The sequence below is a fragment of the Kribbella ginsengisoli genome, from assembly GCF_039537185.1.
GTDB lineage: Bacteria > Actinomycetota > Actinomycetes > Propionibacteriales > Kribbellaceae > Kribbella > Kribbella koreensis.
Map to the genome: position 1 here is coordinate 24,315 of NZ_BAABAA010000008.1, position 22,613 is coordinate 46,927.

Consider the following 22,613-nt stretch of genomic DNA (forward strand, 5'->3'; position numbering starts at 1 on the left):
GGTCAGGCGTGGGGGTTGGCCAGGTACTCGGCGTTGCCGCGGATGGCTGCTTCGTAGCGCTTGAGTTCGGGGGTGTCGATGCGGTCGGCGATGACCAGCAGGAGGGTCGCCAGCGCCTTGTCGTGGTGGCCGGCGGCGTGGTGGGTCAGGGCCTTGAAGACTCGGAGCGAGTCCGACTCGGGGAACTCCTGGCTGGCGGCTTTGAAGACGGCCAGCGACTCGTCGAAGCGGTCGAGGTTGCGCAGGGTGCTGCCGTACTGGAGGAGGCAGCGGCGTTTGATGTCGCCGCTCAGGCCGGGGAGGGCCTGCTCGTAGTACGGCAGGGCCTTCTCTTCCTGGCCGGCAGTGTCGTAGGCGCCGCCGACCTCGTACAGCACGTACGGGTTGCCCGGATGCTTGGTCAGCAGGTCCTCGAAGAAGTCGATCGTCGGCTGCATGTTCTCCCGGTCGCGCCGGGCGAACGCCTCGTCGATGGTCGCGGCCAGTTCCGGCGTCAGGTCTTCGGTCACAGTTCCATCATGCCGCGTCGAGGTCAGAGGTCGAGGACTACCTCGCTGGTGGGGCGTGCGCAGCAGGTGAGGATCTGGCCCGCAGGTGCCGGCTCCAGGGGCTCTGGCGAGTAGGTCACTTCGCCGGAGATCAGTGGGGTGACGCAGGTGTGGCAGACGCCGGTACGGCAGGACCACCGGGTTGGTACGTCGCATGCGTCAGCCAGGTCGAGCAGGGACGGCTGCTGGTCCGACCACGGTACGGAGAGGCCGCTGCGGGCGAACGTGACCAAAGGGCCGGTACCGGGCTCGCCCTCCGGTGGGTGGGGCGGTACTGACCGGTGGCCGGTGATGCCGGGGTTGATCGATGCCAGCGTGCCGAAGAGTTCGGTGTGGATCCGATCCCGCGCAATCCCCAACCCTGCAAGCGTTTCCGTCAGCTCACTCATGAACCCGGCCGGGCCACAGACATACGCCGACGCGTCCCCCGGCAACCCCAGCGCCTCGAACTGCTCCGCGGTCGGTCGCTGGCCATCCGCGGTGTAGAACACCTGCTGGTGGGCCAGTGGAAGGGCCTTCAGTAGGTCGCCGGCCTCGGATGCGAAGGCTTGCTGGGCTTGATTGCGAGCGACATGAATCCACCACACTGGTCGAGTCGGCTGGTCTGCGAGTGCATGCAGCATCGCGAGCACCGGGGTGATGCCTACTCCGGCGGAGACCAGGATGACTGGGCCGGTGTCGTCGGTCAGTACGAAATCGCCACGGGGTGCTGCGACGTCGATGTCCATCCCGGCCTTCAGGTGGTCGTGGATGTAGGTGCTGACCAGGCCGTCGCGCTTCACGCTGATCCTGTACTCCGCGGCGCCCGGCGCCGACGACAGCGAGTAGCTCCGGACGGCCGATGGAGCATCGGGCGCCGCCGCGAGTCGCAAGGTCAAGTACTGGCCGGCTTGTGCGGCCGGCAACTCACCAGTGCCGTCCTCCGGCCGGAAACAGACCGAAAGGATCGAGCTGCTCTCGGGCACCACCGCCGTCACCTTCAACGGACGGAAACCCGGCCAACCAGCCGGTGCGGTGACATCTGCTGTAGGTGGAGCGGAGTAGTCGTCGACCAGTTCTCTGAAGGATTGTTGCCAGCCGGGGCTCAGGGCGGGGATGTGCAGGGAGCGGCGGAGTTGCTCGCGGTCGCGGTTGGGGAGGTAGAGGAGGGCGTCGATGTCGGCGACGCTCAGGGCTTCCGGGCCTACGCGGGTGCGGATGATTTCGTCGCCTGCTTCGACGACGCCTTCCTTGATGACGCGCAGGTAGAAGCCGGGGCGGTGGTGGGCGACGAGGAGCGATGGGAGTTGGGGCTCGCCCATGCGCATGCCGACGCGGTAACAAGTCACCCGCGGCTGGGTGACCTCGAACTCCGCCTCACCGATCCGGTACCGGTCGCCGATACAGACCTCGTCATCCGGCAAACCGTCCACAGTGAAGTTCTCGCCGAACATCCCGTACGTGAGGTCGTCGCGCCCGAAGTACTCCTCCCAGTGCGCATACGACTCCAGTTGGTAGACCAGCACCGCGCGCTGCTCACCACCATGGCCACCCAGATCGCCCTGGCCGTCACCGTCGACATTCAGCCGCCGGACCATCCGCGGCCCGTCGACCGGAGACTTGAAGACACCTGTGTAGACCGTCCGGTCGTGCCAGGACACGTCCTTGGGCAGGCCGACGTTCAGGGAGCGCAGCGTCGCCATCATCAGCTCCAGCTGTTGAGTACTGATCGAGTCGGATGGAAACGCACCGCCCGGCCCGTCTCGCCTCCGGCATTCCAGTCGATTGTGGCCGTACCGGACAAGTGCAGGGCGGTACCGGTCGAGAAGTCCAGGAACAGCAACGAGGCGGTTGGGTCGACCGCGATGTTGCCAAGACTGTTGAACATGTTGTTGCCCGGGAAGTCCGGCCACCACAGGTCCCCGCCGTCGATCCGCACGAAGCCGGGCTCGCCGCCCTTGTGTGAGGTGTCCGCGCCGCGGGTGGGGTGCGCAGTACCGAGGAAGAACGTGTCCGCGCCCTCGATCAGCGCCGTCGCCGCCTCACCGAGCGACCCGTCCGTCACGACCGGCAGCGTCGACGCCGGCTGGGTGACCTCGTGGGGATGGATGTACTGCGGACAGTTGCCATAGGCCTGCTCCGCCGCGATCTCCAACTCACCGTCGGTACTCCGAACCAGCTCCCCGTTGATCCTCACCCGACGCCGCAACGCCAGGTCGATCACCAGTACGCCGACCGGCTGCCACGCCGGTACGCCGTGCAACGGGTCACCCGGCCCAGGCGCGGTACCGATCGTCAACGTGCTGCCACTCGAGCTCAGGAAACCAGGCAGTCCGGCCATCCCCGATGTCCACAGCCGCCCGTCGCCGTCGCGTGCCGTGATCGCCACGAAGTCGCGCTGCGCCAAGAACTTCTGCGCGCCACCGTCGAGCGACGCCGGCCGCAGCATCCCCTCGAGCCGGGCCGCGTCGAAGGCGACTCCAGCCTTCTCCTGGACCGCCAATTCGCCTTCGTGGAAGCCGATCATGACTGCCTCGTCTTCTCGTAGTGCCTGGCGACCCGGGTGCGGTTGCCGCAGCGGCTGCCGATGCACCACTGCCGTCGCTTGTGCTCGGCGAGGAAGAGCATCGAGCAGTTCGGATTCGCGCAGCGTCGCAGCGTCCCGAGCCGGACCGGGTCGGCCATCAACTCGATCGTCTCGCGCGCCATCATCGCCAGCGCGGCATTGCCGCCGTACTCCGGATGCCAGCGGATCTCCGCCTTCAACCCGTCGCCCGAGACCACCATCCGCAGGCTCTGCGGCGCCCCGGCGACGGCCGCGTTGAGGTCGTCCACAGAGGTTGCTGACGGCAACCGATCGGTCAGATGTGCGTCCAGAACGTCCCGTACCGCCGCGCGCAACCGTCGCACCGCAGCACCGTCCGGGACCGGTCCGGCCGGCAGTCTGCTCGATTGCAGTGACCACCAGCTCGCCAGCTGCTCCGGGGTCTCGAGCAGGTCGACCGGCGGGGTCACTGCCAGTAGCTGCGTGTCCACCAAGTCCAGCGCGGCCAGCCGCTCACCGCCCATGGCGAACCCCGCGGCCAACAGGTCATCAACGCTCGGGCTCATGCTCATGACACCACCTTACGCATTAGTTACGTCACAAATCAACATGTCAGCGGGGTCTTGCGCAGATCGGACTAATGGTTTTAGCTTCATTTCAACATTACAAGCGAGCGGAAGTGGAGAGGGATCATGGGACTGTCCTGGCAACAAGGGCCACTCGGCGGCGGCGCGGTCGGCCGTTTCCTGACCCCGGAGCCGCTGCCCGAGCGGCTGCTGTACGCCGAGCGCCTGCGGCGCCGGATGCGGGTCCGGTTCGGTGGCGAGTGGATCGCGGACAGTGAGGACGTGGTCCTGCTCCACGAGCCGGGGCGCTACCCGGTCGCGTACTTCCCGCGCGGCGACGTCCGGGCGGATGTGCTCTCGGGTGGTGAGCGGACGACGCAGCACCGCGACCTGGGGACGACTGCTTGGTACACGGTCGGCGGCGCTGGGCGTGAGGCGCAGCGCGCTGCCTGGGAGCACATCGATCTGCCCGCCTACGCCGGCGAGCTGGCCGGACGGGTTGCTTTCGCGTGGCGGGCGATGGATGCGTTCTACGAGGAGGACGAGCGGATTCTGGGGCACGCCGCGGACGCTTATCACCGGATCGACATTCGGAGTACTTCGCGGCATCTCGTAGTACGGGCTGGGGACCGGGTGATCGCTGAGACGTCCCGGCCGGTGGTGCTGTACGAATCCGGGTTCGCGCCGCGGTGGTACGTACCGCGCGAGGACGTGGTGGACGGGTCGCTCACACCGGTCGATGGCCAGACCTTCTGCCCGTACAAGGGGTTGGCGGACTACTACGACATCGGTACTGCGAAGCGCGCTGCCTGGTCGTATCGCGAGGCCTACGACGAGGTCGCCCGGGTATCGGACCTGGTGTCCTTCGAGGCCGACAAGGTCGAGGTCACGCTGGACGGCGTACGGCTGCTACCGGAGCCCGGGCAGCAAGTGAAGCCGCACGGCATCGACCGCGGACTCGACACCGACGAACTCATCTCGATCGACTGAAAGGGCTGGCTCATGTCTGTATCACTGGAGAACCGCACTGTTCTGGTCGTCGGTCGAGGGAGCGGAATCGCGCGGGCGACTGTGGATGCCCTGCTCGCCGTGGGCGCCAAGGTTGTGGCTGCCGGTCGCGATCAGGAGGCGCTGGCGGCGGCGTACAAGGGAACTACGGTCCAGACGGCGACCATCGACCTGAGCGACGAGGCATCGATCGCGGCGCTGGCCTCGTCGGTCGAGGTGGATCACGTCGTGTCCACCGCATCGGCGCGGGCTCGCGGCCTGGTCGCTGAGCTGACGCCGGCCGCGATGCTCGGATCGTTCCAGACCAAGGTGATCGGCCCGATCCTGCTGGCCAAGCACTTCGCACCCCGGCTGCCGGCCGACGGCTCGTTCGTCTTCTTCTCCGGGCACTCCGCCCGCAAGTCGCACACCGGGATGCTCGCGGTCGGCGCGACCAACGCGGCCGTCGACGCAGTCGCGCGATCGCTCGCGGTCGAGCTGGCGCCCATCCGGGTCAACGCCGTTTCGCCCGGCACGATCGACACCGGCGCATACGACGGCCTCGGCGAGGCGGTGAAGGCCGACCTCTTCGCCCACCGCGTCGCCGAGAATCCGGCCGGCCGCCTCGGCACCGCGGAGGACGTCGCCGACGGCGTCCTCTTCGCTCTCACCAGCACTTTCGTCACCGGTACGTCGATCGCCGTCGACGGCGGCGAACCAATCGTCTGAGGAGTCCGGTCACGTCCCACGAACCCGCCATCATCCCCGGCGAGATGCTGTTCGAGCTGGGCCCGCTCCCGGTCACCGACCTCGCCCGCGCCAAAGCCTTCTACGCCGACCGACTCGGTTTCGAACTGGACGTAGACGTCACGCCGGTCGACGGCGTACGAATCGTCCAGTTCACTCCGCCCGGCTCCTACTGCTCAATCAAACTCTCCACCGGAATCCCCGAGGTGGACATGCCGCCCGGCTCCCTGCGCGGTCTCCACCTCGTCGTCGCCGACATCGAGGCCGCCCGCGAGGCCCTCATCGCCCGAGGCGTCGGGGTGCAGCCGGTGGAGGAGGTCCGAGGCGTCTACTTCGCCTACTTCTCTGACTCCGACGGCAATACCTGGACCCTCCAGCACCTGCCCTGGCGGAAGTGAGCGTCCCGATCGACAGGTAGTGCACCTCCGAGACGGTGTATGCAACGACGGCCGCGCGCTCAGGTGCACTAGTTGACGGCCACTATGTCCTGTCGTCCGGGACAGAAGCTCCTGCCTATCCGAGTTTGGAGACCTGGTAGTGGGCGATCTTCCAGGTGGTGTCGTTGCGTTGGGCAAGGATGCTGAGGAAGACCTCGAGGGTGGGACGGTCGGTGAAGGAGAAGGCGACTTCGAGGTATCCGAGGACCAGGTCGTCGGTCAGTTGGCGGGACTCGAGGATCTTGTAGTCGGCTTTCATGCCCAGGGGTTGTGAGGCGTAGTACTCGGCGACGCCGGCGGGGCCGATGCTGTAGGGGTGCAGGCCTTGGAAGATGGCGTCGGCGGTGAAGACGTCGGCGACTGCCTCTGGGGCGTGGGCGTCTACGCCGGCTTTCCAGGCGTCCAGGACTGTGGTGAGGATGTCTGTGGTGTTCATGCTTGGAGCTCCTTGAGGTGGACCCGGCTCGGGAGTGGGCCTAGGTGGTGCGGGAAATGGTGTCTGAGGGCGCCGGCAGCGAGTGCTGCCAGTGTGACGATGGCGGCGCCGATGAGTAGCGCCTGGTGGTAGCCGTTGTGGAGAAGGGGGGTCACGGCGAGCGGGCCGATGATCTGCCCGACGCCGTAGCCGGTGGTGAGGATGGCGACGGCCTTGGGGATCTGGAGGTGCTCGCCGATCGCGAGGGCCATGCTGCAGATGCCGAGGAACGTTGCGCCGAAGAGGATTGCTGCGATGAGAGCTGGAGCAATTCCGCCGGTCAGTGCGGGGAGGGCCAGGCCGATCGCCTGCAAGACCAGGGCCGTGAATAGGAGGGTAGGGCGCGACCAGGTGCGGCCGAGGGTCGCCCACAATGCGGTGGACGGTACCGCGGCGAGGCCGACCAGGACCCACGCGGCACCGCCGAGCCAGCCGGTCGACGTTTGGTTGATCGCGGCAACCAAGAAGGTCCCGGCGATGACGTAGCCGACGCCTTCGAGGGTGTAGCTCGCCAGCAACGTCCCGAACCATTTGCTGGTCTGGTTGGTGCCTTTCTCGGGCTGCCTTGATGGACTTGCTATCTGGAGTCTCCAGGCCGGGATCGCCAGTAAGGTCGCCAAGGCAGCTGCCGTCCACCAGGCGTCTTGCCAGGTTCCGGTCGTACGGAGGATCAGTACTGCGGCCCCCGACAACGCGATCCCCGCTCCGATCCCGCCGAAGGCCCAACCGATCAGGCGCTTGGCCGGACTCGCGAGCAGTGCGCTGACGGCGATGACGAAGATCAGGGCACTGGCGATTCCCGCCAGCAACCTCAGCGCGACCCATCCGCCGGCCGGCATCAGGGCGAGTGTTGCGATCAGAATCAGCAGCGACAACCGAAGTACCGGCTGGGAGCGGGCCAGGGTGGGCGCCACGATCGCCGCGAGGGCGCCGATCAGGTAGCCGATGTAGTTGGCGGTCGCCAGGTGGGCGCCATTCCGCGCCGACATCCCTGCCTGTGCCTGCATCAGCGGCAGGATCGGGGTGTAGACGAACCGTCCGACTCCCATCCCCACCGCCAATGCCGCGCCCACCTGGCCCGCTTTCATCAGTGGCCCGCGCTCTGTCCGCCGTCGACGTAGAGAATCGTGCCGGTGACGAACGGCGCCTCTTCGAGGTAGGTGACGGCTCCGACCACGTCGGAGATCTCGCCCATCCGGCCGACCGGGTGCAGGCTCGCCAGTACTTCGTGAGTCTCCTCCGGGTGCATCGGCGTCCGCATGATGCCGGGAGCGACCGTGTTGACGCGGATCCCGCGGGTGGCGTACTCGATCGCCAGCGACTTGGTGACCGCGTTGAGCCCGCCCTTGGTCAGCGAAGCGAGCGCGGACGGCACGTTCGAGTTGGCGTGGTCGACCAGCGCCGTCGAGATGTTGACGATGTGGCCGCCGTCGCCGGTGGCGAGCATCGCCTCGACCGCGCGCCGGGTCAGCTCGAAGAAGCCGCGCAGGTTCACGCCGGTGACCAGGTCGAACTCCTCGTCGGTGTAGTCGGTGAAGGGCTTGGCGACGAAGACGCCGGCGTTGTTGATCACGGTGTCGATCCGGCCGAACTCGGCCAGCCCCTGCTCGATGATCCGGTTGCCGACGCCCGGGGTGGCGATGTCGCCGGCCACGGTCAGGACCAACGGGTCGTCGGAGGGCTGGATGGAGCGCGAGTTCGCGACCACGGCGTACCCGAGCTTGCGATAGGCGGTCACCAGCCCCGCGCCGAAGCCCTGCGATGCGCCGGTGACGACAGCTACTTTCTGGGTACTCACAGCTTGTTCTTCTTTCTGTGTCTTCAGGAGGGAGAGCGATCGTTCTCCGTGACTTGATGGTGGCTCGGCGCGGACCGCCTTTCCACGACTTGTTGGCTCTCTGCTGGGAGGCTGCGCCTACGATCGGGGAATGGAACTGCGACAGCTGCGGTACTTCGTCGCGGTGGCCGAGGAGCTGAACTTCGGCCGCGCTGCCGCCACCCTGCACATCGCCGGCCCGTCGCTGTCGCAGCAGATCAAGGCGCTCGAACGCGACCTCGGCATCCGGCTGTTCGACCGCGACCGCCGCTCGGTCACGTTGACGGCCTCCGGCGAGGCCCTGCTCGGTCCCGCCCGCGACCTCCTGAACCAGGCCGACGAGCTGCGCCGCTCAGCCGCCGGGCTCTCGAAGGCCGAACCGGTCCGCCTCGGCTACGTCAGCTGGCACCCGCCGGACCTGATCACCCGCGTCTCCGGCATCGCCCGCCTCCGCCTCGACGCGTGGGTCCTGCCGTCGCATACCCAGGCCGCCCGGGTCGCCGACGGCAGCGTCGACCTGGCGATCGCCTGGATCAAGACCTCCGCGCTAGCCGAGCTGAAACTCGAGGCGCGCTTCCTCGGCGCCGACCGCCTGTACGCCGTATCGCCCGGCCCCGACGATTCGCCGGTGCTCGCCAAGGACGTCATCATCCTGGTCGACTCCGACATCGCAACCTGGTCCTCATGGAACGACTACGCGGAGGAACTCGCGCGGGCGACCGGAGCACGACTCGAGTACGTCGACGACGGCGGAATGACCGGACCGGCGTTCCACGAACACGTCCGCCGCCTCCGCCGCCCGGTCCTCAACAACCCGAAGCGCACCACCACCCCGACCCCACCCGATCTGACGGAACGCCAGGTCACCGACCCAGCGCCGTACTGGACCTGGTCTCTCCTATCCCGCCAGTCGGACCCGCGGGCCGCAGTCCAATCCACCATCCACGCCCTGACCGACGACGTCCCACCCCTCTGCGCCGACCTCTCCGCCTGCTGGCTCCCGGTCGAGGATCCCTACCGATAGGCCCTGACGACGGCTCGGATCTGCTCGACGTAATCGCCGGTTGGGCCGAAATGAGCGACGACGCTCAGCAGTTCGCGGAGGTTCAGCAACCGCATCCGCTCCCGCCAGCCGGGCTCGGGCGGGTGGACTTCGTGGTACGCGGCGAAGAAGCGGTCCGGTACTCCGCCGGAGCAGAACATCATGCTGAGGTCGACCTCGGCCCAGGTCCAGCTCACGGCCGGGTCGATGAACGCCGGCCGGCCGTCGCGGGTGGCGATGACGTTGGCCTTCCAGAGGTCGCCGTGCGTCAGGACGGCGGGTGCATGGGGGAGTAGTTCGTCGAAGCGGGCGCAGAGCCGTTCGATGTCGGCTCGATCGGCGGGGGTGAGTGCTTCTTGGGTCTTGGGTTCGCGGAGATAGCGCAGTACTCGTCTGGTGGCGAAGAAGCGGTGGCCGTTGGAGTCCCAGCTGTTCTCCTGGGGGAGGCGGCCGAGCCAGCCGTCTTCGGGCCAGCCGTGTCTTGGGGATGCCTTCGTGTGCAGGGTGGCGATGGCTCTGCCGGCGGTTTCCCAGAACTCGTCGGAGTCGGGCGTGGTCGGGTTCAGGGCTTCCAGGGTCAGCGCGTTGGCGGTGACCGTGATGACGTCGGGGGTACGGAGGCCTTCGGCTCGTAGTACGGCGAGGCCTTTGGCTTCTGTGGCGAAATCGGCGTCGCCTGTTTTGACGACCACTGTTTTGTCGGCCAGCTTCACCAGCCAGGTGGTGTTCGCGAAGCCGCCGGTGAGTTGCTCGGCTGCGAGCATCTCCGCGCCCGGTGGTAGCGCTGCCTTGGGGTCAGACACTCAGGGTGGGTTCGTCGGGGGCGGAGAGGCTGAGGATTGCCCCGGCTACCGCGGGGGAGGCGCTGATTTTGGCTTCGAGGGCGCGGAGGCGGACGGCGACGTGGGATTCGGTGTCGTCGCCGGTGAGGTCTACGTCGCCGATGACCGAGATCATCCGGGGGCCGACGATCTCGAGGCGGAGATAGGTGACCCGGGCAACTTCCGGGGCGGCGAGGATGGCTTGCAGGGCGGCTTGGCGGACCTTCGGATCGGCTTCCTGGCCGACCAGGAATCGGCGGTTGCGGTTGATCAGGAGCAGGGCGACCCAGGCCAGCAGCAGGCCGACGAGGATCGAGCCGACGGCGTCTGGGATCGCCGAACCGGTCACTTGGTGCGCGAACAGGCCGGCGGCCGCGATGACCAACCCGCCCAGCGCGGCGGCGTCCTCGACGAACACCGCGCGCAGGGTCGGGTCGGAGGTGGCGAGCACGTGCTCGATGAGGTCGCGGTCGAGCGTGGCGGCCTCACCCTTGGCCTGCCGGGTCGACTGCGCGAACGAGATCCCTTCGAGAACGAAGGAGACGGCCAGTACGACGTACCCGATCACGAAGTGTCCCGCCGGCTCCGGCGTGATCAACTCCTGGACCCCGTGCGTGATCGACACCGCCGCACCCGCCACGAACAACCCGAGTGCGGCGAACAACGACCACACGTACGCCTCACGCCCATGTCCCAACGGATGCAACTCATCAGCCGGCTTGTGCGCCTGCCGATTGGCGATCAGCAAGAAGACCTCGTTCCCCGCATCGGCCCACGAGTGCGCCGCCTCCGCCAGAATCGAAGCCGACCCCGTAGCCAACGCAGCCACCGACTTGGCGATCGCGATCAACACATTGGCCCCAAAGGCAACCAGCACCGTCGTCAGACTCTCGCCCCGACCCTCACCACCCGCCCCAGACCCCGGCACGTCCGCCAACAAGTGCCGCCCGTCACCCTCGCGCTCCGCCATTAGGCAGTCGTAGCACACTCCAACTCGGTGAGGTGGGCGCCGACCTGGGCGAGGCGGGTTGTGGCGTAGGTCGGGTCGATCAGGGACTCGGGGGTGTGGATGCCTGGCTGGGGTGGGGCGCCGCGGAGGCCTAGTAGGCGTTCGACGCTTAGGGCTATGCCTAGGGCGGTCAGGGGGCGTTGGCCGGACTGGTTGATGAGGGAGTGGGTGGTGCGCATCGGCGTACCGGCTGGGTCTGTTCCTTCGAGAGCTATGCGTACTTCGGTGAGCGGCTGGCCGGGCTCGGTGCTGACGGCGAAGTCGAGTTGGACGTTGGCGGCGCCGGTTGCGAAGGCGAGGCCGGGGATGTCGAGGCCGGAGACCGTTTGGGCGGGGATCGTGGTGCCGTCGGCGCGCTGGATCTCGACCGGGGGAGCGTCGGCCAGCCAGGTGAAGACGCCGTCGCGGCGTACGAGTCCAACCGAGCTGGCTGTTGCCCAGCGCTCCAGATCGGCCAGTGCTGCGGGGCCTCCGATGTCCTGCTCGTCCTGGATCGCGCCGATGTGGATGCTGTCCACCTGCCCGAACCGCCCAGCCGCCTGGAGGGTTGCGAGCGCGACGGTGCCGGCGAAGAAGTGGCTGGCGAGCATGACCGCGGACGTGTTCGGGCGATGGGCCACGGCGGCGACTTCCGGGGCGATCTCCATCGGCCCGCTGGAGATGCTGAAGTACGGGATCGCGTTGTCCTGGGCGTACCGCAGACCGTCGAACCGATCGTCACGCAGCAACGCGACCACCGCCGAGTGCTCGGTCGCGAACTCCAGGTTGTGCAGGTCGACGGTGACGGCGGTCGCATTGCCGAGCTCGTCGGCGACGCGTTGGGCGCGGCCGAGATCGCGACCGGCGATCGTCAGTGCCAGGCCGGGGTGCCATCGCCGGAGCAGTCTGGCCGTTCCGGATCCTGCCTGACCTGAGCCGCCGAGGATGAGTACCGGTTTCATCTGTTGCCTCCACTCGTAGCTACATTTTGTAACCTACACTTTGTAGCCTAGAGTGGAGGCCGGACGCAAGGAGGGCCTGTGAACACGCGGTTGACCAAGACGGCCAGGCGGGAGCAACTGCTCGAGGTGGCGCTTAGGCTGGTCCGCACGCGCGGCGTCGACGGGCTGACCCTGGTCACCCTCGCGGAGGCCGCCGGCGTCAGCCGGCCGATCGTCTACGACCACTTCGGCACCCGCGCGGGCCTGCTGCTGGCCCTCTACCGCGACCTCGACGAACGCCACCGCCTGGCTCTCGAAGACGCGATCCGCGACGCCCCCGCCACGATCGACGCGATCGCGTCCGTCATCAGTGCCTCGTACTTCGCCTGCACCCTGGACCTCCCCGAATTCGCCCCACTCTCAGCGGCGCTGAAGGGCAACCCGGAGCTCGAACCGACCCAGCACGAACTGCTCGCCGCCTACACCACCACGATGGCCAAGGCGCTCACCCCGTACTCCGTACTACCTCCCGCAGCCCTCCAGCTCCGCTGCACCGCCCTCCTCGGCGCCGCGGAAGCCCTGGCCACCGAGCTGACCCACCACCGGGCGACCGCCGCCGAAGTGACCACCGCCCTGACCGACCTGATCATCGGGCAGTTCCCGACCCGCTGACAGCCGTTGACCCGGCCGGATCGGTTCGGATAGCGTCTCGGGGAGCGTGGTTGGGGCCGCGTCGAGACTCGCCGGAAGGCTGGAAGCCACCCCGTTCTCCACTCATTGGCCAGGGCATCGTGCTCCTTGTGGCCCGTGCGAGTCCGGGCGCGAGAGGACACGCTGTGAGATTTCTGCCTGACAAGCCGAGCCTGGGGTTCCTGCGCAAAGAGGCGAAAGACCTCTTGGCCGCGCTCCGCGAATCGAGTCCGGGGGCGTCGCTCGCCGACGCTCAGCGGGCGCTCGCCGCGGAGTACGGGATGCGGGACTGGGCCGAACTGAAGTCCGAGGCCGAGCGCCGGGCGGCCGCAGTACCGGTTGCTCCTGCAGGTCTTGCGGAGGCGCTCGCCACCGCCTTCGGCCTGGGGACTGTCGCCGGTGCGCCGTCGCCTGTGTCGTTCACGCCGATGGGCCGCTGCTGGTCCATCACCACCGACCGCGGCCGCTGGCTGGCGGTCACCGTCTACGACTGGATCACCGCCTCGCAAGCCGAGATAGGTTCGCGCCTCCGTGATGCCGCCGTCGCCGTGGGAGTCTCCGCGCCGACGCCGGTACGCAGCCCACACGGCTCTTTGATCGAGTCGGTGCAAGGCCAGAGCTGGCGAGTCCACGAGTGGCTCGAGGTCGGCCCGACGCCAGTACTCCCGACGCCGTCAGCGGTCGCGCGCCAGGTCGGTACGACGTACGGGCTCCTGCATTCGCTCGCCATCCCGAGCGAGTCCCCGATGAGCTGGTACCTGACCACCCGCAAGTCCACCGCCGACTGGTCGGGTTTGCTTGACCGAGCCCGCGCCGCGCAAAAACCCTGGGCCGACCTACTGGCCGAATCCCTTCCATCATTAGCAGATCTCAACCGCATCGAACTCGACGCCGACCCCGCCGACTTCATCCTCTGCAACAGCAACCTCATCCCCGAACACGTCCGTATCGGCCACCACGACGAACTCATCGTCACCGAATGGGACTTCGCCGGCTCCCTGACCCCTGCTCTGGAAATCGGCGCCGCCCTAGGCCAATGGACCCTCCGCCCCACCTTCAACGAAAAGGCAGCAATCGCCTTCCGGGACGGCTACCTCGACGCCGCCAGCACCTGGCCGAAACTAACCCTCTCCTCCTTCGCGGTAGCAGCCAGCGGCTGGCTCAACTGGACCTACAACTGCATCTGCGAATCCATCAACCCCACCGACGCCGACCAAGCCGAAACCACCGAACGCGGCACCCTGGACCTCCTGACCCACCCGATGACCCGGGCCGGCCTGGAGGAACTGCTCGCGGTCACCGACGCATAGGCAAGCTTCTTGTCCCTTTAGGGAATCAGGCATCCAGTACTTCCATCGCAGCGTCATGGTGAGTACTGAACGCCGATTCTTCTGGGGGAACTGTGATGAAGAAACTCCTACCGACCCTGCTGGGAGCCGTTGCGCTGACGGCCGTCGCGTCGCTACCGAGCGGCGCGACGACCACCGGTACCACCGAAGCGTGCGAGTTGAGGTCCGGGGCGATCACGTCGACCGGCGCCGTGCGCGTGCAGAACCATGTCGCGACGACGCCGCCCGGGCTCGACGTCAACCGGCTCGAGTCGAACAAACTCTTTGCGGGGAAGAACGTCCGGCTCGCGTCGATGAACTACGACGGTGACTACGAGGACGGCTCGGGCCGCTTCGGCTACCTGGTCTTCGGCAACGACATGATGCAGATCAAGTACTACGCGGATCTCGACGGCAACCCCAACAGCTCCTACATCGGCAAGGTCGGCAGCGGCTGGGCGAAGTACCGGATCTTCGAGAGCTCGGACCTCTGGCTGGGCAGCTACCGGCGTACGACGCAGTACGCCATCCACAACGACGGCACGCTCGCGCGCTGGTCCGTGGACAACAAACAGGTCTGGCACAAAACCGGCACCGCAAAGGGCTACGCCAGCTTCAAATCACTGGCCCTGATCAGCCAGACGAAGACCTACGACACCTTCCTGGCCAACACCACCAACGGCCGCCTCTACACCATCCACATCCCCACCACCCCAGCTTTGAAGCCGGTCCTCAAAATAGTCCGCAACTCCAGTTGGCAAACCTTCGAATCCCTCCAAGCCACCCGCTGCGGCAACACCGGCGTAGTCCTGCTCGCCATCGACAAGAACACCAAGTCCGGCTACCTGTACGCCGTAGGCCACGCCAACGGCCCCAAAACAGTCATCAAGAACCTAGGCAAGGTCAAGTCGACCTTCCCGGACGCCGTCCTCTTCACCTGGGGTCTACCAACCCAGTTCAACCCGCCACCGTACGGCGAATAACAGCCCGGCCCCGGGGTCGATCAACCGGCCCGGGGCCGGCCTCAGCCGGCCGGGACCCAGAGCGCGGCGAGCTCGTCAGGGGAGGTCACTCTGGTCGCCATCGTCTGGTCGACGTACTGGCGATCGGTGAGGTGCAGCTTCTTCACCTGCGCCCTCGTCGCGGTCTCGATCGCTTCGAGCAGCGGGATCATCCGGAACTTCCACCGCCCGCCCTCACGCCAGAAAGTGAGGGCGAACGGGTTCGTCTGGCCGTCCATCCGCACCGTCACGCTCGCGGTGTCGACCGAGAGGTTCACGTCGGCGACGGTCATCCGTCCGATCGCGCTGGTGTTGAGCTCACCCCGCCGGACGCCATCGGCTGCCAGCTCGGTCGCCGACCACCGCCGGATGTCGTCGGCCGACACGCTGGCCCGCAGGCTGAGCACCGCCACCTGATCGCTGACCCGGGCCCGCCGCAGATACGGCTCCTTCGCCGTCAAGGCCAGCTTCTTGAGCGCCACGTAGTACGCGATCGTATCGGCGGTCAACATCGATGCGGCAGTCTTGCCGTCCTTGGCCAGCAGGGCTTTCTGGTAGGTCGTAAACGCCTGCGTCACGGCAGCCTTGTCCACCGCCGGGTCAACTCCCGAAACGGTACTCCGCGGCAGAGGTACGGGGTCGGCCTTCTCCTCCGCACATCCGACCAGCGCAAGGCACAGCATCCCGCCCACAACCACCTGCCGCATATTCACCCGGCTCAAGCTAGACCATCATCTGGTCCCTCGACCTAGCCGTCACCATCTGGCGCCAACGCGCCTGACCCTCAGGAGTTGAGAACACGGGCGATCGGCCAGGCCCCCGGCGAGGTATTCGACAGCACCGTCCTGGTCGTCCCCGTCCGCGGATCATGCGTCGACTTGAACGAAACGCCCGCATCGGATCCGACCAGCATCACGGTGTCGGTCCTCTCGTCCAGCCAGAACCCGAGCCCGTACCGCCTGCCTTGCTCAGGCAGATCCACCCGCGGCCGCACAACCTCGTCAACCGCGCCCACGATCTCTCCCGCAAACAACGCCCGCCAAAACTTGGAAATATCCTCCGCCGTGCTGTGGATCCCGCCGTCCCCCGACGCCATCACCGGCAAATGAAACACATTCGACCGATCCACCCCCTCGATCGGCAAATACCCCACAGCCGCATCCCCCGGCAGCTCATCCCCCCTGAGAAAATCCGTCCTCGCCATCCCCGCCGGCTTCAACACCCTCTCCCGCACCAACTCGTGATACCCCACCCCACCGGCCCGCTCCGCCAGCAACGCCAACACCACAAACCCACCATTGCAGTAGGAGAACCGCTCCCCGGCCTTGAACTTGGCCGGATGCCCCTCCAACAACGGCAAAAACGCCTCAGTCGTCGTCAACTCATGCGCCGCACCAACGTAGTAGTCAGTGATCTCCCCATCACCGTCTTCATCGAGGTAATCACCAATACCCGAAGTGTGCGTAAGCAAATGCTCAACAGTCACATCATCCGCAATCAACGGCAGATCCCCACCAAGCAAACTCCGGGCCGTCGTCCCCAGCCCCAACACCCCATCCCGCACCAGCGACATCACAGCCAGCGCAGTAAACCCCTTGCTCCCGCTCGCGATCCCAAACCGGGTGTCAACGGTGTTAGCCACCAGGTAAGCGCGGTTAGCCAACCCGAAAGCCTCCGCAAACTCAACCTCCCCACCCCGATCAACCCAGACCACCCCAGAAAACCCGGTCTCCACCGCAACCCGCTCAACCTCCCCCAGCACCATGCCGGCCAGGCTAACCCGGCCGGCAGCGCCGTCACCATGACTTCTACCTGTGAACGATGTATCCACTCATCGGGAGGTCACTCGCATCGGCCGGACCAGCCACAAGCAACGCAACAAGCAAGCCAACAACACCGGTCACCACCACAGACACGCGCACGCGCTTCAAGCTTCCTCCAGGCTCAGACTCATCCGCTAGATGCCCGAACGCTCCCAAGAAAATTGCAAGAACCCCACCCGATCCCCCTAAATTGCACCTTCCTACAACGCCACCTGACCCAAGTCGTCTACCTCTCGACGGAGTTCACCCGAACGGTCCGGGCGACGACCTCGGCTGAAGGAGCGGCGGACTTCTTCAGCAGATCTGTGTAGACGGTCCACCCGAGACGGCCGTCGGTTGCCAGGGTTCGCTCGACTTCTGTGACGAGTCGCGGGCCCATCGCCTGCTCCTCAGCCAGCGAATCGCGGCAGCGGAGCCCGTCGGGCGAGCTGGGCTAGCCGGGCCGGCCCGCAAGGCGGGTTGTACTCACGGCGGTGGGACGAGCGACGGAGGAGCGAGGTAGCCGGGGGGTGGGGAGCACGGCGACGGAGGAGCCGCGCGTGGGCGTCCGTCGTACGGGTGAGGTGGTAGGCCCCGTCGGACTCGAACCGACAACCCGCGGATTAAAAGTCCGCTGCTCTGCCAATTGAGCTAGAGGCCCTGGGTGTTGGGGACAGTCTGTCAGGTGTGGGGGGTGGATCGCGAATGGGTTGGGGTAGACCAGCGCGTCTGGTGGTTTCGGAGGGTAGTTAAAAGATCACGAGCGGTTGAACCGGATGGGGTGGTGGGCCGTTCTGGGGGTGAGGGCATCCCCCTGGGCCTGACCAAGCCAGTGGGGGTGCGTGGACCCGTCCGTTCACCGTGAGGAGCAAGTGATGAGTGTGCTGGAGCGCTGGCAGGACCAGGTACTGGCTGTTTTCCGGATCGTTGTGGGGTTCTTGTTCGCTACCCATGGGGTGGCGTCGATGTTCGGGATCCTGGGGAGCAAGCAGGTGGAGGCGTTGGCCTGGCCGGGGTGGTGGGCCGCGGCGATCCAGGTTGTGGCGGGGGCGCTGGTGATGGTGGGGCTGGGGACCCGGTACGCCGCCTTGTTGTGCTCTGGTTCGATGGCCTACGCGTACTTCACCGTGCACCAGCCTGGTGGGCTGTTCCCGGTGGAGAACGGTGGCGAGAAGCCGGCGTTGTTCTGCTTCGCGTTCCTGCTGATCGCGTTCTTCGGCTCCGGTGTCTGGGCACTGGAGCAGCTGCCGGTGTTCAAGCAGCAGGAGGCGCGGCAGCTGGCAGCTGCGACTGAGTGACCCCGGGAAGGCCGGACGATGAGCCGCACGACGACTGGACGGGAGCGCCGATGGCCGACGACCGCGCGGCGCTGCTGCGGGAGCTGCACGATGTGCACGCGCCCTCGTTGTGGCGGTTCGTCGTCCGGCTGACCGGGGACGACCGGTTCGCCGAGGATGTCGTTCAGGAGACCCTGCTGCGGGCGTGGCGGCGGCCGCAGATCCTGACCGAGGACGAGGCGGGTGCCCGGGCGTGGCTGTTCACGGTGGCGCGCAATCTGGTCATCGACGACCGGCGCAGCGCCCGGGTCACCCGGGAGGTGGCCAGCGACGACCTGCCGGAGAGACCCAGCGCCGACCACGCGAACGCAGTACTGGACGCGTGGCTGGTGTCGGACTCGCTGGCCCAGCTGTCGGACGACCATCGGCAGGTGATCGTGCGCGCGTACTACGGCCGGCGCACGGTCACCGACATCGCCAAGGAACTCGACATACCGGCCGGAACCGTGAAGTCGCGGCTGCACTACGGGCTGCGGGCGCTGAAGCTGGCGCTGCAGGAAAGGGGGGTGACGAAGGAATGAGCGACCCGTACCGGGAGTGGGACGCGGCGTACCTGCTCGGGGCGTTGTCGGCGAAGGACCGTCGGGACTACGAGGGACACCTGGCGGACTGCGAGGAGTGTTCGGCGGCGATCAAGGCGCTGGCCGGCGTACCGGGGACTCTGGCGGTACTGCCGGACGACCGGGCGCTGGCCACGCTCACCGCTCCGCCGCCGAACCTGTTGCCGGGCCTGGTGCGCAGTGTGCAACGGGAGCGGCGGCGCAAGCGGTACAAGCTGGCTGCGGTGGTGGCTGCGACGGCTGCCACCGCGGCTGTGGCCGGCGTGGTGTTCCAGGGGACGCTCAACCGCAACGAGCCCACCAGCGACACCGTGGTGCTCGCGCAGACGGTCGCCAGCAAGCTCACCGCCGACGCGCGGCTGGTGGACGAGCCGTGGGGGACCACGATCGAGATCAGCTGCCGGTACGACGAGCTGGCGACCCCGAGCGAGCGCGCCCGCGGGTACGAGCTCTACGTCACCGACGACACCGGCAAGGCGACCCTGCTGGCGAGCTGGACGGCTGCACCCGGTACGACGGTGAAGCCGGCCACCACGACCAAGCTGCGCCGCGACCAGATCAAGGGACTCGACATCCGCGGCGCCGAGTCCGGCCGGGTGCTGCTGGCGGTCAGTTTCTGAACTTGTTGCCGCCAGCCACCCGGTAGTTGATTGATGACGGTTCGAAAGGGCACCTGTGAGCTAGGAGCGACTGGTCGCTCGAGAGATTGGTCATTCCAGGCCCCGGCGTTCAGAGGCGTGCGCCGGGGCTGCCGACCTGCCCGGGCGAAGAAACCGATCTCCTGCAGGAATCTCGGCGAAACCTGTAACACCGCGACCGTGACGAGCGATACACCGTGTGTAACGCCACTGAGAATCCTGCCCCGGGTTAACCGCCCGAAGGCCCGGGGCGGGATTCTCGTCTGTCGCTCGAGGCGCCCCGACGTCGTTACACACGAAAGCCCCCGGATGCTCCCGGGGGCCTTCCTGTGTTTCCTCCTCAAAACTCCAGCAAGCTACGAAGCTCGCTCAGTCGGTCGGTCCGACTCCGGTAGCGCGATCTGGCCCGCCGGCAGGCGGTCCGTCTGCTCGATACCGTCGTCGCCCTCGTACTGCACCACGCCGATCCATCCCGTGTCCTCGTGCTCGCGGCCGATCAGCCAGCCGCGCCGCCACTGGCCGTCCACCTGGACGATCACGTGGCTGGGCAACGAGAGACGGGACACCAGCTCGGTGTCGGGCTCGAACTCAGTCATGCCCGAAGGCTAGGCGGTTCCGCCGACAATTGCCCATTGACGCGTGTTCTCTATCACAGTGCTCACGATCGAGTGAGTAGTTCTTGCACAACATTGCCAGGCAAGCCGAGCGTCTCCACCGACCCCGTGACCTTGAGTGCACGGCCGCCGGGGATGCGTGTCACCCACCCCTGCCGCAACGCATGTGCGCACATAGCGGCGCCTACCGCGCCAGCGAGATGCGGTCGGCGCTCGGTGACATCAAGACAGGACCGTACTGCGGGACGCCCGCGCCGCGGCTCGACGACGATCCCGAGTTCGTCAAGCCATGCATGGCCTTCCGCCGTGAGCGCGACGCCTTCCGACCAGTCGAGCAGACCACGGTCCGTCATCACGTCCGCCAAGGCGACGCCGAGCCGTCCGGCGAAATGGTCGTAACAGGTGCGAGCCCGGGCGAATGCGTCCCGTTTCGACACCGCTGACAGGCTCGTCGCTTGCTCCGTACGCCGGGGAGCCAGCGCCGCAAGGCCTTCCAGCAACTCGGCCGTCTCCGGCCCGGCGAGCTTCACGTACCGATGCCGTCCCTGCCGTACTTCCCTCAGCAGCCCGCCGTCGACCAGCACGTTGAGGTGCTCACTGATCGTCGGCCGCGAAACCCCGGCCAGCTTGGCGAGCTCGGTCGCCGTCCACGCCCGCTCGTCGAGCAACGCCAGGCACACCGTCGCCCTGGTGGAGTCGGCGAGCATCTTCGCCCAAGCCGCGAGCTCCTGGCCTTCCGTCGACGTGTTCACGCATCCATCCTGCCTCGCCGTCGCTTCGGCGCCCACCTAACCGACCGGCTCCTAGCGTCTGCGGCATGACGCATCTGACGATCGAACCGTCCATCCTGTACGTCGGTACGCCGGTCGAGCTGATCAGCACGGACAACGGCGACGGCACCTTCAACCTCGCCCCGATGTCATCGGCCTGGGCGCTCGGCGACGTTGTTGTCCTCGGCATCGGTACGGACGGCCAGACCGCGCGCAATCTGCTGCAGCGGCCGGAGATGGTGATCAACTTCCCGTCGCCGGAGCTGTGGACGGCGGTGGAGAGCATCGCGGGTATGACCGGCCGGTACCCCGTACCGGAGGAGAAGCGCGAGCGGTTCCGCTACGAGCCGGCGAAGTTCGAGACGGCCGGGCTGACGCCGGTACCGTCCGAGCTGGTCGGTCCGCCGCGGGTCGCCGAATGCCCGTTGCAGTTCGAGGCTGTCGCTGACGACATCCGGTTGGATGCCGGGGGCAACTTCTTCGTCGTCGAGGCGCGGGTGGTGCGGGTGCACGCCGACCAGCGCATCGTCGTACCGGGGACTTCGTACGTCGACCCGCGGCGGTGGTCGCCGTTGATCTACAACTTCCGCCACTACTTCGGCCTGGCCGGCCAACTCGGCGAAAGCTTCCGCACCGAAACACCTACTGCAGCAACGTGCAACAGTGTCTCCGGGGTGAGCTGACTGGGTGCATGCTTAGCTGGTGAATGGGGTTCGGCGGGGATGGGTTCTTGGCCTTGCGGTGGTGGTCCTGGCCGGCGGAGTCACTGGTGGAGCGCTTTGGCGGGCGCGTGGGGGCGAGAAGCCCGCGCCGGTGACGAGTACCGCGGCACAGGTTGATGTGGTTACTCAGCGTGCTGCTGTTGATGCGATTCTGAAGCGCCGGGCTTCCGCCGTACTGCGGAAGGACCGCGCGCAGTTCCTGGCCGATGTCGATCCGGCGAACAAGAAGTTGGTGGCCGAGCAGAAGGTGCTGTTCGGGAACCTGGTGCAGTTCGGGTTCACCAAGCTGAGCTATCTGCGGGGCGAGCCGCAGGTCAAGCAGTGGGTGGTCGACGAGTACGGGCCGACGAGTTACGTGGTCAGGGTGGCGATGGCCTACCAGATCGGTGGAATCGACGATCAGCCGGTGAAGGCCGCGCTCGGGTACTCGTTCGCTCAGTGCGGCGGGCGGTACCTGCTGGTCAACGACACCGATCTGGACGGCGGCCTGCCGAACGGGTCGCACAAGGAGGCCTGGGATCTGGGGCCGGTGCTGGTACGCCGAGGGAAGCGGGCGCTGGTCGTCGTCGAGCCGGGCAACACGAAGCTGGCCGCGTCGATTCTGAGCGACGCGGAGGCTGCGGTGAAGGTGGTGAACAAGACGTGGTCGGCCGGTTGGCGAGGTGGTGGTCTCGTGATCGCGCTGACGATCAACGACCAGCAGGTGCGCAACGTCGACTTCAGCAATCCGCAGCAGGAGTCCATCGCGCAGGCGTCGCACGTCTACCGGACCTTGCCGACCGAGGCTGACAAGAGGGGCATGGACGGCGGGGCGTACGTGCTGGTGAACCCCACCGATCGCTACGACCTCGACACCCGGATCCTGGCTCACGAGTTCACCCACGTCGCCTGTGCGGCCTACGGGAACCACGCGCCGACCTGGCTCGTCGAGGGCGCGGCGAGGTACGTCGACTGGCAGACGGTCCTCGACGAACGCGGTCTGGACCGGCACCGCACGGAGGTCCGCTCGGACTATCTGGGCAAGGCGAACACGCTGCCCTCGGACGAGTACTTCTTCAGGAATCCGGGCAGCTCGTACGAGATCGGCTGGCTGACCGTCGACTACCTTGTTCGCAAGTACGGTGAGGGCAAGGTGGTCGGGCTGTACCGGGAGCTGGCTCTTCGGGGGACCGATCAGAATCAGCGGGACCGGATCATGGTCGCGCGGCTCGGGCGGAACGAGCAGCAGGTTTTTGCGGATCTCAAACGTGGTTAGGAGT

27 protein-coding genes and 1 tRNA gene are annotated in these 22,613 nt (G+C 67.0%); 12 read left to right on the plus strand and 16 right to left on the minus strand.

The genetic code is table 11. The features are described 5' to 3' along the window. Positions 1-2: 2 nt before the first annotated feature. From ABD768_RS27430 to ABD768_RS27445, 4 genes are read right to left on the minus strand one after another with little or no spacing between them, the layout of a single operon-like run. Positions 3-509, minus strand: a complete 507-nt coding sequence (locus ABD768_RS27430; RefSeq protein WP_343970388.1) for a tetratricopeptide repeat protein — start codon at positions 507-509, stop codon at positions 3-5. A gap of 23 nt (positions 510-532) precedes the next feature. After that, the gene (locus ABD768_RS27435) at positions 533-2,230 is read right to left on the minus strand and encodes an MOSC domain-containing protein (protein ID WP_344845383.1); all 1,698 of its coding nucleotides are present in this window, start codon (positions 2,228-2,230) and stop codon (positions 533-535) included. A gap of 2 nt (positions 2,231-2,232) precedes the next feature. Beyond that, the gene (locus ABD768_RS27440; protein WP_343970384.1) at positions 2,233-3,054 is read right to left on the minus strand and encodes a pyridoxamine 5'-phosphate oxidase family protein; all 822 of its coding nucleotides are present in this window, start codon (positions 3,052-3,054) and stop codon (positions 2,233-2,235) included. Continuing rightward, a complete protein-coding gene (locus ABD768_RS27445; RefSeq protein ID WP_344845386.1) occupies positions 3,051-3,644 on the minus strand; it encodes a CGNR zinc finger domain-containing protein in 594 nt (197 codons plus the stop codon). The genes ABD768_RS27440 and ABD768_RS27445 overlap by 4 nt, the downstream gene beginning before the upstream one ends. A 120-nt stretch (positions 3,645-3,764) precedes the next feature. Here ABD768_RS27445 and ABD768_RS27450 point away from each other — a divergent pair, with 120 nt between their 5' ends. Genes ABD768_RS27450 through ABD768_RS27460 form a run of 3 tightly spaced genes read left to right on the plus strand, consistent with a single transcriptional unit; the run spans position 3,765 to position 5,770 of the window. Beyond that, positions 3,765-4,628: a DUF427 domain-containing protein gene (locus ABD768_RS27450; RefSeq protein WP_344845389.1), complete on the plus strand. Its 864-nt coding sequence runs from the start codon at positions 3,765-3,767 to the stop codon at positions 4,626-4,628. 12 nt (positions 4,629-4,640) lie between these two features. Then, complete coding sequence (locus tag ABD768_RS27455) at positions 4,641-5,354, plus strand: SDR family oxidoreductase (RefSeq protein ID WP_344845390.1); 714 nt, start codon at positions 4,641-4,643, stop codon at positions 5,352-5,354. Between the two features lie 44 nt (positions 5,355-5,398). Beyond that, positions 5,399-5,770, plus strand: a complete 372-nt coding sequence (locus ABD768_RS27460) for a VOC family protein (RefSeq protein WP_344845392.1) — start codon at positions 5,399-5,401, stop codon at positions 5,768-5,770. A 115-nt stretch (positions 5,771-5,885) separates the two neighbouring features. On the opposite strand, the gene ABD768_RS27465 is transcribed toward ABD768_RS27460, so the two are convergent. Genes ABD768_RS27465 through ABD768_RS27475 form a run of 3 tightly spaced genes read right to left on the minus strand, consistent with a single transcriptional unit; the run spans position 5,886 to position 8,082 of the window. Further along, a complete protein-coding gene (locus ABD768_RS27465; RefSeq protein WP_344845395.1) occupies positions 5,886-6,245 on the minus strand; it encodes a nuclear transport factor 2 family protein in 360 nt (119 codons plus the stop codon). Beyond that, entirely contained in the window at positions 6,242-7,333 is a 1,092-nt protein-coding gene (locus ABD768_RS27470; RefSeq protein WP_344845398.1) for a YbfB/YjiJ family MFS transporter, read from the minus strand. The genes ABD768_RS27465 and ABD768_RS27470 overlap by 4 nt, the downstream gene beginning before the upstream one ends. 38 nt (positions 7,334-7,371) lie before the next feature. Beyond that, positions 7,372-8,082, minus strand: coding sequence for an SDR family NAD(P)-dependent oxidoreductase (locus tag ABD768_RS27475; RefSeq protein WP_343970366.1), 711 nt, complete (start codon positions 8,080-8,082; stop codon positions 7,372-7,374). 130 nt (positions 8,083-8,212) lie between these two features. On the opposite strand from ABD768_RS27475, the gene ABD768_RS27480 reads away from it, so the two are divergent. Further along, a complete protein-coding gene (locus tag ABD768_RS27480) occupies positions 8,213-9,124 on the plus strand; it encodes a LysR family transcriptional regulator (RefSeq protein WP_343970363.1) in 912 nt (303 codons plus the stop codon). Here the strand turns inward: ABD768_RS27480 and ABD768_RS27485 are convergent. The 3 genes from ABD768_RS27485 to ABD768_RS27495 are packed head-to-tail and all read right to left on the minus strand — an operon-like array spanning position 9,115 to position 11,913. Further along, positions 9,115-9,945, minus strand: a complete 831-nt coding sequence (locus tag ABD768_RS27485; RefSeq protein WP_344845404.1) for a fructosamine kinase family protein — start codon at positions 9,943-9,945, stop codon at positions 9,115-9,117. The genes ABD768_RS27480 and ABD768_RS27485 overlap by 10 nt on opposite strands. Then, positions 9,938-10,933, minus strand: a complete 996-nt coding sequence (locus ABD768_RS27490) for a cation diffusion facilitator family transporter (RefSeq protein ID WP_344845405.1) — start codon at positions 10,931-10,933, stop codon at positions 9,938-9,940. The genes ABD768_RS27485 and ABD768_RS27490 overlap by 8 nt, the downstream gene beginning before the upstream one ends. Continuing rightward, positions 10,933-11,913: a saccharopine dehydrogenase family protein gene (locus tag ABD768_RS27495; protein WP_344845407.1), complete on the minus strand. Its 981-nt coding sequence runs from the start codon at positions 11,911-11,913 to the stop codon at positions 10,933-10,935. The genes ABD768_RS27490 and ABD768_RS27495 overlap by 1 nt, the downstream gene beginning before the upstream one ends. Before the next feature lie 78 nt (positions 11,914-11,991). Between ABD768_RS27495 and ABD768_RS27500 the strand changes: the two genes are divergently transcribed. The 3 genes from ABD768_RS27500 to ABD768_RS27510 all read left to right on the plus strand — a co-directional run bounded on the left by ABD768_RS27500 (position 11,992) and on the right by ABD768_RS27510 (position 14,893). Then, on the plus strand, positions 11,992-12,564 hold the full coding sequence (locus tag ABD768_RS27500; protein ID WP_344845409.1) for a TetR/AcrR family transcriptional regulator: 573 nt from the start codon (positions 11,992-11,994) through the stop codon (positions 12,562-12,564). Positions 12,565-12,728: 164 nt separating this feature from the next. Further along, a complete protein-coding gene (locus tag ABD768_RS27505) occupies positions 12,729-13,892 on the plus strand; it encodes an aminoglycoside phosphotransferase/kinase family protein (protein WP_344845412.1) in 1,164 nt (387 codons plus the stop codon). A 95-nt stretch (positions 13,893-13,987) separates the two neighbouring features. After that, entirely contained in the window at positions 13,988-14,893 is a 906-nt protein-coding gene (locus ABD768_RS27510; protein ID WP_343970343.1) for a hypothetical protein, read from the plus strand. Between the two features lie 41 nt (positions 14,894-14,934). Here the strand turns inward: ABD768_RS27510 and ABD768_RS27515 are convergent, their stop codons facing one another. The 4 genes from ABD768_RS27515 to ABD768_RS27530 all read right to left on the minus strand — a co-directional run bounded on the left by ABD768_RS27515 (position 14,935) and on the right by ABD768_RS27530 (position 17,374). Continuing rightward, a complete protein-coding gene (locus ABD768_RS27515; RefSeq protein WP_344845415.1) occupies positions 14,935-15,624 on the minus strand; it encodes a hypothetical protein in 690 nt (229 codons plus the stop codon). Positions 15,625-15,695: 71 nt separating this feature from the next. After that, on the minus strand, positions 15,696-16,676 hold the full coding sequence (locus ABD768_RS27520) for a serine hydrolase domain-containing protein (RefSeq protein WP_344845418.1): 981 nt from the start codon (positions 16,674-16,676) through the stop codon (positions 15,696-15,698). 284 nt (positions 16,677-16,960) lie between these two features. Continuing rightward, entirely contained in the window at positions 16,961-17,113 is a 153-nt protein-coding gene (locus ABD768_RS27525) for a hypothetical protein (protein ID WP_344845419.1), read from the minus strand. Positions 17,114-17,298: 185 nt separating this feature from the next. Then, positions 17,299-17,374 (minus strand) — tRNA-Lys (locus ABD768_RS27530). A 214-nt stretch (positions 17,375-17,588) separates the two neighbouring features. Here ABD768_RS27530 and ABD768_RS27535 point away from each other — a divergent pair. From ABD768_RS27535 to ABD768_RS27545, 3 genes are read left to right on the plus strand one after another with little or no spacing between them, the layout of a single operon-like run. After that, positions 17,589-18,011 (plus strand): DoxX family protein, encoded by a 423-nt coding sequence (locus tag ABD768_RS27535; RefSeq protein WP_343970328.1) that lies wholly within the window; start codon positions 17,589-17,591, stop codon positions 18,009-18,011. 50 nt (positions 18,012-18,061) lie between these two features. Then, a complete protein-coding gene (locus tag ABD768_RS27540) occupies positions 18,062-18,571 on the plus strand; it encodes a sigma-70 family RNA polymerase sigma factor (protein ID WP_164600137.1) in 510 nt (169 codons plus the stop codon). Then, positions 18,568-19,230, plus strand: coding sequence for an anti-sigma factor family protein (locus ABD768_RS27545; protein ID WP_344845423.1), 663 nt, complete (start codon positions 18,568-18,570; stop codon positions 19,228-19,230). Before ABD768_RS27540 ends, ABD768_RS27545 begins: the two co-directional genes overlap by 4 nt. 374 nt (positions 19,231-19,604) lie before the next feature. On the opposite strand, the gene ABD768_RS27550 is transcribed toward ABD768_RS27545, so the two are convergent. Then, positions 19,605-19,844, minus strand: coding sequence for a hypothetical protein (locus tag ABD768_RS27550; RefSeq protein ID WP_343970323.1), 240 nt, complete (start codon positions 19,842-19,844; stop codon positions 19,605-19,607). 62 nt (positions 19,845-19,906) lie between these two features. Next, entirely contained in the window at positions 19,907-20,614 is a 708-nt protein-coding gene (locus ABD768_RS27555) for an ArsR/SmtB family transcription factor (RefSeq protein ID WP_344845427.1), read from the minus strand. A 65-nt stretch (positions 20,615-20,679) separates the two neighbouring features. Between ABD768_RS27555 and ABD768_RS27560 the strand changes: the two genes are divergently transcribed. Continuing rightward, positions 20,680-21,315, plus strand: a complete 636-nt coding sequence (locus ABD768_RS27560) for a flavin reductase family protein (protein ID WP_344845430.1) — start codon at positions 20,680-20,682, stop codon at positions 21,313-21,315. A gap of 19 nt (positions 21,316-21,334) precedes the next feature. Beyond that, complete coding sequence (locus ABD768_RS27565) at positions 21,335-22,609, plus strand: hypothetical protein (RefSeq protein ID WP_344845432.1); 1,275 nt, start codon at positions 21,335-21,337, stop codon at positions 22,607-22,609. Positions 22,610-22,613 lie beyond the last annotated feature (4 nt).

Bases quoted from the DNA above. Each gene is read 5' to 3' on its own strand.
- ABD768_RS27435 (WP_344845383.1), bottom strand. From the start codon at position 2,230: ATGGCGACGCTGCGCTCCCTGAACGTCGGCCTGCCCAAGGACGTGTCC.
- ABD768_RS27440 (WP_343970384.1), bottom strand. From the start codon at position 3,054: ATGATCGGCTTCCACGAAGGCGAATTGGCGGTCCAGGAGAAGGCTGGA.
- ABD768_RS27445 (WP_344845386.1), bottom strand. From the start codon at position 3,644: ATGAGCATGAGCCCGAGCGTTGATGACCTGTTGGCCGCGGGGTTCGCC.
- ABD768_RS27450 (WP_344845389.1), top strand. From the start codon at position 3,765: ATGGGACTGTCCTGGCAACAAGGGCCACTCGGCGGCGGCGCGGTCGGC.
- ABD768_RS27455 (WP_344845390.1), top strand. From the start codon at position 4,641: ATGTCTGTATCACTGGAGAACCGCACTGTTCTGGTCGTCGGTCGAGGG.
- ABD768_RS27460 (WP_344845392.1), top strand. From the start codon at position 5,399: ATGCTGTTCGAGCTGGGCCCGCTCCCGGTCACCGACCTCGCCCGCGCC.
- ABD768_RS27465 (WP_344845395.1), bottom strand. From the start codon at position 6,245: ATGAACACCACAGACATCCTCACCACAGTCCTGGACGCCTGGAAAGCC.
- ABD768_RS27470 (WP_344845398.1), bottom strand. From the start codon at position 7,333: ATGGGAGTCGGACGGTTCGTCTACACCCCGATCCTGCCGCTGATGCAG.
- ABD768_RS27480 (WP_343970363.1), top strand. From the start codon at position 8,213: ATGGAACTGCGACAGCTGCGGTACTTCGTCGCGGTGGCCGAGGAGCTG.
- ABD768_RS27490 (WP_344845405.1), bottom strand. From the start codon at position 10,933: ATGGCGGAGCGCGAGGGTGACGGGCGGCACTTGTTGGCGGACGTGCCG.
- ABD768_RS27495 (WP_344845407.1), bottom strand. From the start codon at position 11,913: ATGAAACCGGTACTCATCCTCGGCGGCTCAGGTCAGGCAGGATCCGGA.
- ABD768_RS27510 (WP_343970343.1), top strand. From the start codon at position 13,988: ATGAAGAAACTCCTACCGACCCTGCTGGGAGCCGTTGCGCTGACGGCC.
- ABD768_RS27520 (WP_344845418.1), bottom strand. From the start codon at position 16,676: ATGGTGCTGGGGGAGGTTGAGCGGGTTGCGGTGGAGACCGGGTTTTCT.
- ABD768_RS27525 (WP_344845419.1), bottom strand. From the start codon at position 17,113: ATGGGCCCGCGACTCGTCACAGAAGTCGAGCGAACCCTGGCAACCGAC.
- ABD768_RS27535 (WP_343970328.1), top strand. From the start codon at position 17,589: ATGAGTGTGCTGGAGCGCTGGCAGGACCAGGTACTGGCTGTTTTCCGG.
- ABD768_RS27540 (WP_164600137.1), top strand. From the start codon at position 18,062: ATGGCCGACGACCGCGCGGCGCTGCTGCGGGAGCTGCACGATGTGCAC.
- ABD768_RS27545 (WP_344845423.1), top strand. From the start codon at position 18,568: ATGAGCGACCCGTACCGGGAGTGGGACGCGGCGTACCTGCTCGGGGCG.
- ABD768_RS27550 (WP_343970323.1), bottom strand. From the start codon at position 19,844: ATGACTGAGTTCGAGCCCGACACCGAGCTGGTGTCCCGTCTCTCGTTG.
- ABD768_RS27560 (WP_344845430.1), top strand. From the start codon at position 20,680: ATGACGCATCTGACGATCGAACCGTCCATCCTGTACGTCGGTACGCCG.